The organism is Aquaspirillum sp. LM1, assembly GCF_002002905.1.
Lineage (GTDB): Bacteria > Pseudomonadota > Gammaproteobacteria > Burkholderiales > Aquaspirillaceae > Rivihabitans.
In genome coordinates, this window is record NZ_CP019509.1 from 3,435,922 (window position 1) to 3,450,996 (window position 15,075).

The following is a 15,075-nucleotide window of genomic DNA, read 5'->3' on the forward strand; positions in this document are numbered from 1 at the left end:
GGCGTTCCATCACGCGGTGGCGGCAACCAGCTCCTTGCGGTAACGGTTGAGTTGCTGCACCGACTCAAAAGTGCGTTCAAACAAACTCGACAAGTTGCGAAGGATACCACCCACCACGCGGGATTCCCATTCACTGTTGAAGCAAATCTTGTGGGTCAGCCAGTCATCCAGCCAGTCTGGGTCAGGCAAACGGCTTTGTACCGTGTCATTGGGGAACAGCGACTGATTGACATGCAGATTGGTCGGATGCAACGGCTTGCCGGAACGGCCACTGGAGGCCATCAGCATGCCGATTTTGGCAAACGCCAGCCGGGCTTGATCGCCCGAGCGCGCAATCGCCTGCTTCATGTATTTGAGGTAAGCACCGCCATGGCGGGCTTCATCACGCGACAGCGTGCTGTAGATATGCTTGATCACTGGCTCAGTGTGCCATTCGGAGGCGCAGCGATACCACTGGGTCAGCCGAACTTCGCCACAAAAGTGCAACATCAGGGTTTCCAGCGGCGGTGCCGGATCGAACTCGAAGCGCACCGCGTGCAGTTCTTCTTCAGTGGGCATCAGGTCTGGACGGAAACGGCGCAGGTATTCGATCAGCACCAGGGAGTGCTTTTGTTCTTCGTAAAACCAGATGGACATGAATGCAGAAAAATCACTGTCATGCCGGTTATCACGCAAAAACATTTCGGTGGCTGGCAGCGCCGACCATTCGGTGATGGCGTTCAGGCGGATGGTTTGCGCCTGTTCGTCGCTCAGCAGTTCGGGGGAGAAGGTATCCCACGGAATATCCGTGGCCATGTCCCAGCGGGCTTTTTCCAGCTGGACAAACAATTCGGGGTAAAGCATCAGGGGGCGTCCTTGTGGGCGTCTCAACAAGGTTCTGATTGTAGAGTATCGCTGGCCAAGACGAAAATGTTATCTATTTCCATCCTGTCAATAGGGTTTTGTTCTATAAGGCATTTTCCCCCACAAACACCGGATTTACCCCTGTTCAGCCCAGAATTCAGCCAGATTTCCCCACATTGATGCGCTCAAACAGCGCATTCTTCCCGGATAGCGAGGCACAATGGCTGCGCAAAAAATTGACGCTAAAAAGACAAAACCCCCTGTACCGTTGGTACAGGGGGTTTGAATGGGAGCCTGGCGTTGACCTACTTTCACACGGGTAATCCGCACTATCATTGGCGCGAAGCGGTTTCACTGTCCTGTTCGGGATGGGAAGGAGTGGGACCCACTTGCTATGGACACCAGGCATAAGCTGTCGTGCGCTGCATTGCTGCAACACACCAAAACGGGAAGAGTAACTTCAGTCATCAACTGGATCAGATCACATCTAAAACACCTGAAGCATCGCGGCTTATAGGATCAAGCCGCACGGGCAATTAGTATTGGTTAGCTTAATGCATTACTGCACTTCCACACCCAACCTATCAACGTCCTGGTCTCGAACGACCCTTCAGGGCACTCTAGGTGCCAGGGAAGTCTCATCTTAAGGCAAGTTTCGCGCTTAGATGCTTTCAGCGCTTATCTCTTCCGAACTTAGCTACCCGGCGATACGACTGGCGTCATAACCGGTACACCAGAGGTTCGTCCACTCCGGTCCTCTCGTACTAGGAGCAGCCCCCTTCAAACTTCCAACGCCCACTGCAGATAGGGACCAAACTGTCTCACGACGTTTTAAACCCAGCTCACGTACCACTTTAAATGGCGAACAGCCATACCCTTGGGACCGGCTACAGCCCCAGGATGTGATGAGCCGACATCGAGGTGCCAAACTCCGCCGTCGATATGAACTCTTGGGCGGAATCAGCCTGTTATCCCCGGAGTACCTTTTATCCGTTGAGCGATGGCCCTTCCATTCAGAACCACCGGATCACTATGTCCTGCTTTCGCACCTGCTCGACTTGTGGGTCTCGCAGTTAAGCTACCTTTTGCCATTGCACTATCAGTACGATGTCCGACCGTACCTAGGTAACCTTCGAACTCCTCCGTTACACTTTGGGAGGAGACCGCCCCAGTCAAACTGCCTACCATGCACGGTCCCCGATCCGGATGACGGACCAAGGTTAGAACCTCAAACACACCAGGGTGGTATTTCAAGGGCGGCTCCACAGAAACTGGCGTCTCTGCTTCAAAGCCTCCCACCTATCCTACACAAGTCTGTTCAAAGTCCAATGCAAAGCTACAGTAAAGGTTCACGGGGTCTTTCCGTCTAGCAGCGGGGAGATTGCATCTTCACAAACATTTCAACTTCGCTGAGTCTCGGGTTGAGACAGTGTGGCCATCGTTACGCCATTCGTGCGGGTCGGAACTTACCCGACAAGGAATTTCGCTACCTTAGGACCGTTATAGTTACGGCCGCCGTTTACTGGGACTTCAGTCAAGAGCTTGCACCCCATCATTTAATCTTCCAGCACCGGGCAGGCGTCACACCGTATACGTCCACTTTCGTGTTGGCACAGTGCTGTGTTTTTATTAAACAGTCGCAGCCACCTTTTCACTGCAACCCCATCGAGCTCCGGACGCGAGGTCCTTCACCCTACCGGGGCACACCTTCTCCCGAAGTTACGGTGTCAATTTGCCGAGTTCCTTAACCCGAGTTCTCTCAAGCGCCTTAGAATTCTCATCCTACCCACCTGTGTCGGTTTGCGGTACGGTCAATTGTGAGCTGAAGCTTAGAGGCTTTTCCTGGAAGCATGGGATTACTCACTTCAGTGCCGTAGCACCTCGTTATCACGCCTCAGCATTGGCCCACCGGATTTGCCTGATGGACCTGCCTACACGCTTGAACCAACTATTCCAACAGTTGGCTGAGCTACCCTTCTCCGTCCCCCCATCGCACTCACAATCGGTACAGGAATTTTAACCTGTTTCCCATCGACTACGCATTTCTGCCTCGCCTTAGGGGCCGACTCACCCTACGCCGATGAACGTTGCGTAGGAAACCTTGGGTTTTCGGCGTGCGGGACTTTCACCCGCATTATCGCTACTCATGTCAGCATTCGCACTTCTGATACCTCCAGCAGCCTTTACAAGCCACCTTCGCAGGCCTACAGAACGCTCTCCTACCATATGTACAGAGTACATATCCGCAGCTTCGGTTACATGCTTGAGCCCCGTTACATCTTCCGCGCAGGACGACTCGACCAGTGAGCTATTACGCTTTCTTTAAATGATGGCTGCTTCTAAGCCAACATCCTGGCTGTCTAGGCCTTCCCACTTCGTTTACCACTTAGCATGTCATTTGGGACCTTAGCTGGCGGTCTGGGTTGTTTCCCTCTTGACACCGGACGTTAGCACCCGATGTCTGTCTCCCAGGCTCGTACTTGACGGTATTCGGAGTTTGCCATGGGTTGGTAAGTCGCGATGACCCCCTAGCCATAACAGTGCTCTACCCCCGTCAGTAATACCTGAGGCACTACCTAAATAGTTTTCGGAGAGAACCAGCTATTTCCAAGTTTGTTTAGCCTTTCACCCCTATCCACAGCTCATCCCCTAATTTTGCAACATTAGTGGGTTCGGTCCTCCAGTGCGTGTTACCGCACCTTCAACCTGGCCATGGATAGATCACTTGGTTTCGGGTCTACGCCCAGCAACTGAACGCCCTATTCGGACTCGGTTTCCCTACGCCTCCCCTATTCGGTTAAGCTTGCTACTGAACGTAAGTCGCTGACCCATTATACAAAAGGTACGCAGTCACGGAACAAGTCCGCTCCCACTGTTTGTATGCATCCGGTTTCAGGATCTATTTCACTCCCCTTCCGGGGTTCTTTTCGCCTTTCCCTCACGGTACTGGTTCACTATCGGTCGATGATGAGTATTTAGCCTTGGAGGATGGTCCCCCCATCTTCGGACAGGATTTCACGTGTCCCGCCTTACTTGTCGCATGCTTAGTACCACGGTTGTGTTTTCGGATACGGGGCTATCACCCACTATGGCCAACCTTTCCAGGTTCTTCTCCTAACACTACCGCTATCACATGCAGGCTGATCCGTGTTCGCTCGCCACTACTTACGGAATCTCGGTTGATTTCTTTTCCTCGGGGTACTTAGATGTTTCAGTTCTCCCGGTTCGCTCTACCCACCCTATGTGTTCAGGTGGGAGTACTCATTGCTGAGTGGGTTTCCCCATTCGGACATCTACGGATCAAAGCTTCATTGCCAGCTCCCCGTAGCTTTTCGCAGGCTTGCACGTCCTTCGTCGCCTATCATCGCCAAGGCATCCACCAGATGCACTTATTCGCTTGATCCTATAAGTCGAGAGACTTACAGGTGTTTGCTTTTACGACCACGCTTCCCAGCGTGATCGCGATACAATCTGACCCATTTCTTTTCCTGACTGATGGTTTGACCCATCAATCTGGCATTGATTTGTGTCGTTACTCTTCCGTTTTGTTAAAGATCAGTGCGTTAAACACGCAAAAGACAAGGTTTCGCCTTCTCTTTTGAGCGCTTGTGTGAGGGTGGTGGAGGATGACGGGATCGAACCGACGACCCTCTGCTTGCAAAGCAGATGCTCTCCCAGCTGAGCTAATCCCCCGCTAAACCTTTCATGCTGCGTTGTTCGGTCGCTCGTGTACATGAGTACACGTCGCTTCCTCTCGCCTTGCCTGAAAGCTTTATCGTTTTTGTTCCGACGACCCAATTAAGCTTTGAATCGGTGGAACAGAGAACTTTATCACACTGATATTGATCGCGCAAATAAACGCGATTTCTATCAGCACCAGATTGTTCAGGACAAGGCGTCGGAACGGCGACGTGTACAACAAGTACACGAGTCGTTTCGCAACGCAGTCATGGACAATCTGGTGGGTCTGGTTGGACTCGAACCAACGACCCCCGCCTTATCAAGACGGTGCTCTAACCAGCTGAGCTACAAACCCATGTTCCGTTCGGAACCGGAGTTTGTTCAGGGACACTCCCCGATTCCTCTCACTGCACTTTTTTCGACAACCGATAAGTTGTAGACGCTTATTCCAGAGGTTTCTCTAGAAAGGAGGTGATCCAGCCGCAGGTTCCCCTACGGCTACCTTGTTACGACTTCACCCCAGTCATGAAGCATACCGTGGTAAGCGGCCTCCTTGCGGTTAGCCTACCCACTTCTGGTATCCCCCACTCCCATGGTGTGACGGGCGGTGTGTACAAGGCCCGGGAACGTATTCACCGCGACATGCTGATCCGCGATTACTAGCGATTCCGACTTCACGCAGTCGAGTTGCAGACTGCGATCCGGACTACGATCGGTTTTATGAGATTAGCTCCACCTCGCGGCTTGGCAACCCTCTGTACCGACCATTGTATGACGTGTGAAGCCCTGGTCATAAGGGCCATGAGGACTTGACGTCATCCCCACCTTCCTCCGGTTTGTCACCGGCAGTCCCATTAAAGTGCCCAACTTAATGATGGCAACTAATGGCAAGGGTTGCGCTCGTTGCGGGACTTAACCCAACATCTCACGACACGAGCTGACGACAGCCATGCAGCACCTGTGTTAGCGTTCCCTTTCGGGCACTCCTGCGTCTCTGCAGGATTCGCTACATGTCAAGACCAGGTAAGGTTTTTCGCGTTGCATCGAATTAATCCACATCATCCACCGCTTGTGCGGGCCCCCGTCAATTCCTTTGAGTTTTAATCTTGCGACCGTACTCCCCAGGCGGTCTACTTCACGCGTTAGCTGCGTTACCAAGAGATTCCTCTCCCGACAACTAGTAGACATCGTTTAGGGCGTGGACTACCAGGGTATCTAATCCTGTTTGCTCCCCACGCTTTCGTGCATGAGCGTCAGTGTTATCCCAGGGGGCTGCCTTCGCCATCGGTATTCCTCCACATCTCTACGCATTTCACTGCTACACGTGGAATTCTACCCCCCTCTGACACACTCTAGTCTTGCAGTTCCAAACGCAGTTCCCAAGTTAAGCTCGGGGATTTCACATCTGGCTTACAAAACCGCCTGCGCACGCTTTACGCCCAGTAATTCCGATTAACGCTTGCACCCTACGTATTACCGCGGCTGCTGGCACGTAGTTAGCCGGTGCTTATTCTTCCAGTACTGTCATCCCCGACCCGTATTAGGGGTCAGGATTTCCTCCCGGACAAAAGAGCTTTACAACCCGAAGGCCTTCTTCACTCACGCGGCATGGCTGGATCAGGCTTTCGCCCATTGTCCAAAATTCCCCACTGCTGCCTCCCGTAGGAGTCTGGGCCGTGTCTCAGTCCCAGTGTGGCGGATCATCCTCTCAGACCCGCTACGGATCGTCGCCTTGGTGAGCCTTTACCTCACCAACTAGCTAATCCGACATCGGCCGCTCTATCAGCGCGAGGCCCTAAGGTCCCCCGCTTTCATCCTCGGATAATATGCGGTATTAGCACATCTTTCGATGTGTTATCCCCCACTGATAGGTACGTTCCGATGCATTACTCACCCGTTCGCCACTCGCCACCAGGTGCAAGCACCCGTGCTGCCGTTCGACTTGCATGTGTAAAGCATGCCGCCAGCGTTCAATCTGAGCCAGGATCAAACTCTTCAGTTCAATCTCTGCAAATATTACTTCGCTTGACGCAAACTCTCAGAGAATCTAACGATTCTTTGATCATTCTTGTGCAAGCTCTTGTTCCTCGGAACAAGCGCCTACACTTATCGGTTGTCATTCTGTTAAAGAGCAGTTGCTTTCCAACCCAGAAACCGGTAACGTCAGCGGTTTGTTTCGCTTCGTTTCGTTTTCTGCGTCAGCAGCAGAGAGGCGAACTATACGCACCACCTGGAAAACCGTCAACACCCCAAAACACACTTTTTTGCGCAAAACCGTGAAAAACACGATAAACCGCTGAAATCACACGGAAAACTTTTTGCAAAAAATCGCAAAAAAGTTTCACACCCTCGCAAAATCGCTGTCACGCCGGCTTCACACCACGGCTGAAACGTTGGATTTTTGTCACGCACTCAGTAAAAAACGCCCGATCGGGCGTTTTTTACTGAGTCATCCAACCAATCAGGCTACAAAACGTAGCGCGCCAGGTCTTCACGCTGGGCCAATTGCGCCAGTTTGCTGTCCACATAGTCAGCGTCGATCTCCACTTGCTCGCTGCGGGCGGCAAACGACAGCTCTTCCAGCAGCTTCTCCATCACCGTGTGCAAACGACGGGCACCGATGTTTTCCATCTTCTCGTTAACCTGCCAGGCAATCTCGGCCATGCGGCGAATGCCGGTATCGGTAAACACCAGCTCGGTGCCTTCGGTGGCCAACAGCGCCTGGTACTGACGGGTCAGGCAGGCATCGGTGTTGGTGAGGATTTCCACAAAGTCGTCCACCGACAGCGCCGACAGCTCAACCCGGATCGGAAAACGGCCTTGCAGTTCGGGCACCAGGTCTGACGGTTTGGACAGATGGAAGGCCCCGGAGGCAATAAAGAGGATATGGTCGGTTTTGACCATGCCGAACTTGGTCGATACGGTGGTGCCTTCCACCAGCGGCAGCAGGTCGCGCTGCACGCCTGCACGCGAAACATCCGAGCCGGAAGTTTCGCCGCGTGCGGTCACCTTGTCGATTTCATCAATAAAGACGATGCCGTTCTGCTCGACATTGCGCAGCGCATCCTGCTTGGTGTCGTCTTCGTTGACGAACTTGGCCGCCTCTTCGTCAGTAATCAGCTTGAGCGCCTCGGCAATTTTCATCTTGCGCGATTTTTTCTGGCTGTTGCCCAGATTGGCAAACATGCCCTGAATCTGCTGGGTGAGTTCTTCCATCCCCGGCGGAGCAATCATTTCCACATGGGCGCTGGTCTGGGCCACGTCGATCTCGATGTCCTTGTCGTCCAGCTTGCCCTCGCGCAGCATCTTGCGAAACTTCTGCCGGGTGTCGCTGTGCTCGGCCGCCGGCTCCTGGGCAAAACCCGCAACCGGGCGGGCTGCCGGCAACAGGGCATCCAGAATCCGTTCTTCGGCAGCGTCTTCGGCGCGATGGCGGTTTTTGCGGATGGCGTCTTCGCGTGCCTGCTTGACCGCCACCTCGGCCAGGTCGCGAATAATGCTGTCCACGTCACGCCCCACATAGCCCACTTCGGTAAATTTGGTGGCTTCCACTTTAATGAAGGGTGCGTTGGCCAAACGGGCCAGGCGGCGGGCGATTTCGGTTTTGCCCACCCCGGTCGGGCCGATCATCAGGATGTTCTTCGGGGTAATTTCGGTTTTCAGCGGCTCGGCCACCTGCTGGCGACGCCAGCGGTTGCGCAGGGCAATGGCCACGGCGCGCTTGGCAGCAGCCTGACCAATAATATGTTTGTCCAGCTCGTGGACAATTTCCTGGGGGGTCATTTGTTCGGACATGGGTTCAGATCCTGGCTGGGTGTGGCAACGGCAGGCTAAGGCCGGAACACTCATGCCCGCCACCCGGCAAGCAGAGCCCCCCGACACACCTTACCTGAGCACCACACTTAGCCCAAAGTTTCGATGACGTGATTCTGATTAGTATAGATACAGATATCGCCAGCGATGGTCAGCGCCTTCTTGACGATATCTGCCGGGGCCAGTTCGGTGTTCTCATATAAGGCACGCGCCGCCGACTGGGCAAACGCGCCACCAGAGCCAATTGCAGCAATGCCATATTCAGGTTCGAGCACGTCGCCATTGCCGGTAATCACCAGCGTGCGTTCACGGTCAGCCACCGCCAGCATGGCTTCCAGCCGGCGCAGGGCACGGTCGCTGCGCCAGTCCTTGGCCAGTTCGATGGCGGAAATCAGCAGATTGCCCTGGTATTTTTGCAGCTTGGCTTCAAACCGCTCAATCAGGGTGAAGGCATCGGCAGTGCCGCCGGCAAAGCCGGCCAGCACCTGGTCGTTATGGAGACGGCGCACCTTGCGCGCGGTCGATTTGATGACAATATTGCCCAGAGTCACCTGACCATCGCCCCCCAGGGCGACTTGTTGACCCCGGCGCACCGAGAGGATGGTGGTTCCATCAAATTGTTGCATGGCACAGCGCCTTTGGAGAAAAACAAAAAGCTGCCAGCACAACGCCGGCAGCTTTGAGGATATGCAGACACTCAGGCAGATTACAAGATGCCCGACCATCCTGCCTCAGACAGCAAAGTCTGCGGCCTGCATCATTTGGTAGAGCTGGTCCTTCAGCGACAGCCGTTGCTTTTTCAGATCTTCCAGCGCGAGGTCGGACATCACTTCCGAGCCATTTTCCACCCGGACCACCGCCTTGTCGGCGACTTCATAAGCCTGGAACAGGCGGGCAAAGTGCGCGTCGCTCTGCTTGAGTGAATGAATCACATGCTTGAAAGTGGGAAACTCGGCAACCAGCGGGTGATGATCAATATGCATGCGGGACTCCTCCTGTATTGTTGTGTGCAACTGAGTCCAGCTTAAACAGACGGATGTCGGTCACGTTTGACATGGATCAACCCAGCCGGGAATGCCGGCCCCAACCGGGCCAACTTCAGCCACCCTGCCTGACACGATCGCTAACGACGCTCGCCCGGCGGCATGCGTATAATTCAGTCGGCCAAGCCAGGATGGCACATCCCCGGATGCGCGTCCTGAATCCTTTTCATTGCCCCCTGCCCATCCGGCAGAGCGCCCGTGATTGCAGACCATGAAACCGTTGTCACCCCGTTCGCGGCTAAAGGGAGATCCCTTTCTGCCCAACCGCTTTATTTTTGGTGATGCCATCGATCAGCATGGTATCGAAGAGTACGAATATCTGGTGCATACCGAGCAACCCAGCTTTGTCTGCCGGCTGATGCATCGCGCCATTCCGTTTGACGGTGCCGACGCCGAAGGCTTTGCCAGCGCCATGCTGTTTGATCCGGAAGAGAACGTCAGCTACTACACCTGCAACGACGGGCTGGCAATGACCGATTTTGTGTTTCTCGGCGAAGGCGACAGCGAACCCACCGCAGGCAAGCTGCAAAAAATCTGCGATGAGGCCGTGGCGGCGTACTGGGCCATTGACGAAGCCTACAAGAAAAATCCGCCCGAGCTGAACGAATATGGCCGTCGCCCACGCCAGCTAGATCCGGTACAACTGGAAGACAACGCCCGCCTGCAAGCCGTGGCCGAACTGGCGCGTGCCGCACGCGATGCGCTGGACACCCAGGAACGGGCACCGCAGCTGATTGCCCACACCCACACCGCGCTGCACGCCGGCGACCCCAGAGTGCTGGCCGAAGCGCTGTTTGCCCTGCATGATGCCCCCGCTGCACGCGAACGCCTGATTGACACCGCCAGGGCGCTGATTGCCCAGCCAGAAGTGGCCCGACCGGATGGGTCATTCATCCCTTATGAACTGTGGGCAATGCCGCTGCTGTACAACACCAATCACGCTGGCGACTGCTGGTTCTTTCCGCGTCTGGCCGAGCTGGAGCTGGTGCTGCAAAAAACCCTGGGCATTCCGTATGGCAAGGGTCTGCATGTCTCGCCCACCCTGTTTACCCCGGACATGCTGTACGCCTCCGGCTGCCAGGTGCTCAGCCAACTGGCCGGCATGCTGGATGCCGGCGAAGCCTATATTCCCGGCGACATTACCGCAATGCGCAGTGCCTACCAGGAAGGCAAGCAGCGCTTTGTGCCACGCATGACGCTGAACTGGATTGTGTTTGCCGTCGAGCATGACTCGCTGGACACCACCCTGCTGACCGAGCCTAAACCCGTGCTGGACGCGCTGATGCCGGTGATTGAAGCGGCGCTGGGCGAATATATCGACTACGCCGAAGCCACGCTCTTTATGCCGGAACCGTTGTGGCGCAGCCTGACCACCGGCACCCGCGCCTCCAACCAGCAGCGGCTGGCGTTTACCTCCACCCTGCTGGACAAACGCATTGGCCTGGCCAATGTCCACGCCCATATCGAACTGATGCCAGCCCAGGGTGCCTTTCAGCTCAAGCTACAAGGGGTGGACGAACAGGACAACGACACAGTGGAAACCAGCTTTGCCTGGCTGATGACACCAGATATTGCCCCCAACCGCGAAGCTGCGCTGGCTGAACTGGAAGCTATTTTGCAGATTCATGGGATTGCATGCGACACCTACCAGGATCGCTTACACTAACCGGCGACACCTCTTGCCTTGGCCAGCGACACCCGGCCCCATCGCAGCAGGCAAGAGGGGAATATTGTGCTGCATGCCCGGTTTGCCGGACTTGCGCTTTATTTCGCAAAGGACTAAATTAGAAAAATGGAAAATATGCTGAGCACAGAGATGCGCCCTCATGCCCACGCGGCGGCCCAGTTTCTGAAAGCCTTGGCACATGAAGAGCGGCTGATGATTTTGTGCCATCTGCTGGAAGGTGAGCGTACCGCAGGTGAATTGTGGCAGCGCTCCGAACTGTCGCAGTCAGCGTTTTCCCAGCACCTGGCCGTGCTGCGCAGTGAAGGATTGATTAGCGCACGCAAAACCGCCCAGACCATTCACTATTCGCTGGCACCTTCGGCAGCGGTGGACGTGCTACGCGTGTTGCAAACCGCCTTCTGCCCAGACAAGGCGTAAATTTTTTGCTTTTTATTTCGTATTTTTCTAATTTAGTTTTAAACAAAGGAAATAACCATGCCGAACTACCGCGAACTCACCCAGGGCATCAGCAGCAGCATGGCCGGCCTGCGTCAGGACATTCCCGAAGTGATGAAGGGCTTTGGTGCGCTGGCGCATGCCGCTACCCAGGATGGTGCACTGGACAAGAAAACCAAGGAACTGATTGCCCTGGCGATTGGCGTGGCCGTGCGCTGTGATGGCTGCATCGGCTTTCATATGCAGGCACTGCTGAAGCTGGGTGCCAGCAAGGCGGAAATTGAAGAAACACTGGGGATGGCGGTGTATATGGGCGGTGGGCCGTCGCTGATGTACGCCGCCCATGCCATGCAGGCTTACGACCAGATGACGGCAGCCTGATCCGCCAAGCACGGGCAGGTGCGTCGCCCCGTAGGGATGACGCACCCGGCATGGCTTAGAGATACGCTGAAAAAATCGTCATTCCCGCGAAGGCGGGAATCCAGGGATTTGATTTTGCTGGATTTTGCTTTTGGCAAAAACGATTTTGCTGAATCAATCAGCGCGTCCTTAGCGCCGCCCCAGCTTGGCGGGTCCTGGTCAGGTGTGCTGCCGAAAGACAGCACAACAATGCCAGGAAGGGGGTTGCGGCGCTTACTTAATGGTATTCCAGATCGTCGTGCTTGCCCTGCACCAGGCGGCCAGCAAACAGCGACATCAGCAGGATGGCAATCCGTTCATGCATAATCAGCGTATGTTCGTTGCCGGTATCCTGCATATGGCGGCGCAGACTTTCGCGCACCACCGGCACGCCGGTGACATCAATCAGGATGTCCACGCCGTCGCCCAGTCGGGCCAGATCCATGAAATCCGAGGTGACCATCACGCCATGGCCACGGGCCAGCGAGATGCCTGGTTGCGACAGGTCGAGATCGGCCACGCCCACCACCTGCACAAAAGGTGCCTCAAACAAGCGGGCCAGCAGTGGCGTTCCGGTTTCGCCAGCGCCGATAATGCCAATCCGGATGTGATCCATAATAGGTGCTCCCAAAATTAATCTACGAAGCATAATGGAAAATACCCGACAAGATGTTGATATTTATCAATTCTTACGGCCACCCCGCTTGCGTATCAGGCATGAAAAAACCCTGCCGCAGCAGGGTTGACCGGGTTCAGCGGGCCAACATCAGGCGCGCTTCTTGAACTCACCGGTGCGGGTGTCGATTTCGATCTTGTCGCCGATATCGATAAAGGCGGCCACCGGCAGTTCGTGGCCATTTTTCAGGCGGCCCGGCTTCATCACCTTGCCCGAGGTATCGCCGCGCACAGCCGGCTCGGTGTAGATCACTTCACGCACGATGGTGGTCGGCAGTTCAACAGAAATGGCCTTGCCATCGTAGAAGGTGACTTCGCACTGATCTTCCATGCCGTCTTCCAGATAGTTCAGCACGTCAGACATATTGTCGGCTTCAACTTCGTACTGGTTGAACTCGGTGTCCATGAACACATACATCGGGTCAGCAAAGTAAGAGTAGGTGCATTCCTTGCGGTCCAGCACCACCACGTCAAACTTTTCGTCAGCCTTGTACACAGCTTCGCTGGCCGAGCCCGACAGCAGGCTCTTCATTTTCATCTTCACCACGGCGGCGTTACGACCGGACTTGTTGTACTCGGTCTTTTGCACGACCATCGGCTGGCCGTCCAGCATGAACACGTTACCAGCGCGGAGTTCCTGAGCGGTTTTCATCAAATATCCTGTTTGCAGTTCTGAAGTAAGCAGCCCGCGTCGGGCTGCTGATTAGCGAAAACGCGTGATTATAAAAGACTTTCGCAAAAACGCGCCAGATTGGCTGCCAGCCCGCCGCGTCGGGCCAGCTGCGCAGCCCAGCCACGGGCATGGCGGGCCAGGGCCAAACGCTGTGCCATCAAGCCCCGCCAGGCCGGCTCGATGCCCACGCCGTGATTCCACGCCAGCCAGAAATCGGTCAGCGCCGCCGCTGCTTCGGCAGGCAGTTCGGCCTGATAAAGGGAGAGAAACGCCCGCAGCTTGTCCAGATGGGCCGAATCATCCTGCGGGTAGATATGCCAGACAAACGGCAGCGCCGCCCACTGGGCGCGCACAAACGAATCCTCGCCACGCACCAGATTGATGTCGCACAGCCACAACAGGCTGTCGTACTGCTCCTGGGCCATGAACGGCACACTCACCACACTGACACAGCCGCGCTGCCCCTGCCAGCCAGGCGATGGCCATTGCCCGCACCAATGCGCCGCCTCTGTCGCGCCCAGCCCTTCCGGCACCACCACGCGCACCGGCTGGCCCTGGTCGGCCAGCGCTGTCAGCCAGTCGCCCACCCGCTCGCCACCATAGCAAAACAGCGAAACACATAGCGTGCCGTCTGGCGGCGGTGTCAGCCCCAGCGCGGCCCAGGCCGCCTGACGGCGGGCGGGGTCGTGCTGGAGCGCATCACGCCGGGCAGAGAGATCGGCCTCGCCCAGCACGCCGCCGGTATTGTCGCGAAAGCCGGGAAAGAAAAAATACTTGCGCAAAGGCAAGCTGGGGTGGGGCGATGGCATGCCGTGACAGTCACCCACCCAGCGCTCGGCGCTGAGGTACTCCAGGTTGATCCACGCCGGTGCCGCATCGCTGGCGGCCATGGCCTGGACAAAGGCATCAGGCAGATTGCAGGCAAATGCCTCTACCACCCGCCGCGCAGGGATCACCTCTTCCAGCGTGCTCCAGTCAGCCGGCCAGTGGCGCACCTGCACCCCTTGCACCGTCTGCTGTGCCAGCGTGCGGTCCACTGCCGGGCACAAGGCGGCAAAGCTGGCCAGATCGTCCACCCACAGCCGCACCGCATGACCGGCTTCGTGCTGCAGTTGCCGGGCCAGACGCCAGCACACGCCGATATCACCGAAGTTATCCACCACGGTGCAAAAAATATCCCAGTCCGGACGGTGGGCAGGGTCAATGCAGGCAATCGGTTTCATAGGCTCACCGGCAGTTCCAGGGTTTCCTTCACTTCTTCCATCACCACATAGCTGCGCGATTCGTTGGCGCAGGGCAGTTTCAGCAGAATATCACCAAGCAATTGCCGATACAGGGACATGTCGGGAATTCTGGCCTTGATCAGATAATCAAAGTCGCCAGACACCAGATGGCAATCGAGCACATGCGGCAGGGTCAGCACTTCGCGGCGGAAGGCTTCAAAAATCTCGCCGGATTTGGTCGACAGCTTGATCTCGACAAACACCAGCAGTGGCAAGTCCATCGCCTTGGGATCAAGCCGGGCGTAATAACCCTGGATCACCCCGGCTTTTTCCAGCCGGCGCACCCGTTCGGTGCACGGGGTGGCCGACAAGCCCACCCGTTCGGCCAGGTCAGTCATGGAAATCCGGCCATCACTTTGCAAAATATCCAGGATGCGCCGGTCGATGCGGTCGAGCTCTTTAAAGCCCTGATAACGGGTTCTCATGTTTCCCTGCTTTTTTCAAAAAACACACATTGCCTTCACTGGCCTTCTCGATTCTTTGGTGAAATTCACCGGCCATTGCTTCCTATACTAACGCAAATCACTGGCGCTTCAAGCGCCT

The 15,075-nt window shown here is 55.8% G+C and carries 11 protein-coding genes, 2 tRNA genes and 3 rRNA genes; 3 read left to right on the forward strand and 13 right to left on the reverse strand.

From position 1 onward, the window contains the following. Positions 1-9: 9 nt before the first annotated feature. The 9 genes from BXU06_RS14815 to BXU06_RS14855 all read right to left on the reverse strand — a co-directional run bounded on the left by BXU06_RS14815 (position 10) and on the right by BXU06_RS14855 (position 9,320). Positions 10-843, reverse strand: coding sequence for a ferritin (locus tag BXU06_RS14815; RefSeq protein ID WP_077301292.1), 834 nt, complete (start codon positions 841-843; stop codon positions 10-12). Positions 844-1,135: 292 nt separating this feature from the next. Then, positions 1,136-1,249, reverse strand: a 5S ribosomal RNA gene (gene rrf, locus BXU06_RS14820). A 109-nt stretch (positions 1,250-1,358) separates the two neighbouring features. Further along, a 23S ribosomal RNA gene (locus tag BXU06_RS14825) occupies positions 1,359-4,246 on the reverse strand. A 214-nt stretch (positions 4,247-4,460) separates the two neighbouring features. Beyond that, a tRNA-Ala gene (locus BXU06_RS14830) sits at positions 4,461-4,536 on the reverse strand. 266 nt (positions 4,537-4,802) lie between these two features. Continuing rightward, positions 4,803-4,879, reverse strand: a tRNA-Ile gene (locus BXU06_RS14835). 109 nt (positions 4,880-4,988) lie between these two features. Further along, positions 4,989-6,526: ribosomal RNA gene (locus BXU06_RS14840) — 16S ribosomal RNA — on the reverse strand. The 16S, 23S and 5S rRNA genes sit together here with 2 tRNA genes alongside, the layout of an rRNA operon. A gap of 464 nt (positions 6,527-6,990) precedes the next feature. Further along, a complete protein-coding gene (hslU, locus tag BXU06_RS14845) occupies positions 6,991-8,307 on the reverse strand; it encodes an ATP-dependent protease ATPase subunit HslU (protein ID WP_216352614.1) in 1,317 nt (438 codons plus the stop codon). Positions 8,308-8,426: 119 nt separating this feature from the next. Then, the gene (gene hslV, locus BXU06_RS14850; RefSeq protein WP_077301298.1) at positions 8,427-8,963 is read right to left on the reverse strand and encodes an ATP-dependent protease subunit HslV; all 537 of its coding nucleotides are present in this window, start codon (positions 8,961-8,963) and stop codon (positions 8,427-8,429) included. 105 nt (positions 8,964-9,068) lie between these two features. Further along, positions 9,069-9,320, reverse strand: coding sequence for a YdcH family protein (locus BXU06_RS14855; protein WP_077301301.1), 252 nt, complete (start codon positions 9,318-9,320; stop codon positions 9,069-9,071). Between the two features lie 271 nt (positions 9,321-9,591). Between BXU06_RS14855 and BXU06_RS14860 the strand changes: the two genes are divergently transcribed. From BXU06_RS14860 to BXU06_RS14870, 3 genes are all read left to right on the forward strand, one after another. Continuing rightward, positions 9,592-11,046, forward strand: a complete 1,455-nt coding sequence (locus BXU06_RS14860; RefSeq protein WP_077301304.1) for a hypothetical protein — start codon at positions 9,592-9,594, stop codon at positions 11,044-11,046. Positions 11,047-11,196: 150 nt separating this feature from the next. Then, positions 11,197-11,484, forward strand: a complete 288-nt coding sequence (locus tag BXU06_RS14865) for a helix-turn-helix transcriptional regulator (RefSeq protein ID WP_253189480.1) — start codon at positions 11,197-11,199, stop codon at positions 11,482-11,484. Between the two features lie 57 nt (positions 11,485-11,541). Continuing rightward, positions 11,542-11,883: a carboxymuconolactone decarboxylase family protein gene (locus BXU06_RS14870; protein ID WP_077301307.1), complete on the forward strand. Its 342-nt coding sequence runs from the start codon at positions 11,542-11,544 to the stop codon at positions 11,881-11,883. A 256-nt stretch (positions 11,884-12,139) separates the two neighbouring features. On the opposite strand, the gene BXU06_RS14875 is transcribed toward BXU06_RS14870, so the two are convergent. The 4 genes from BXU06_RS14875 to BXU06_RS14890 all read right to left on the reverse strand — a co-directional run bounded on the left by BXU06_RS14875 (position 12,140) and on the right by BXU06_RS14890 (position 14,957). Next, complete coding sequence (locus BXU06_RS14875; protein WP_077301310.1) at positions 12,140-12,517, reverse strand: oxidoreductase; 378 nt, start codon at positions 12,515-12,517, stop codon at positions 12,140-12,142. Positions 12,518-12,667: 150 nt separating this feature from the next. Then, positions 12,668-13,228, reverse strand: a complete 561-nt coding sequence (gene efp, locus BXU06_RS14880) for an elongation factor P (protein WP_077301313.1) — start codon at positions 13,226-13,228, stop codon at positions 12,668-12,670. Positions 13,229-13,296: 68 nt separating this feature from the next. Then, positions 13,297-14,472, reverse strand: a complete 1,176-nt coding sequence (gene earP, locus BXU06_RS14885; protein WP_077301316.1) for an elongation factor P maturation arginine rhamnosyltransferase EarP — start codon at positions 14,470-14,472, stop codon at positions 13,297-13,299. Then, positions 14,469-14,957, reverse strand: coding sequence for a winged helix-turn-helix transcriptional regulator (locus BXU06_RS14890; RefSeq protein WP_077301319.1), 489 nt, complete (start codon positions 14,955-14,957; stop codon positions 14,469-14,471). Before BXU06_RS14890 ends, earP begins: the two co-directional genes overlap by 4 nt. Positions 14,958-15,075 lie beyond the last annotated feature (118 nt).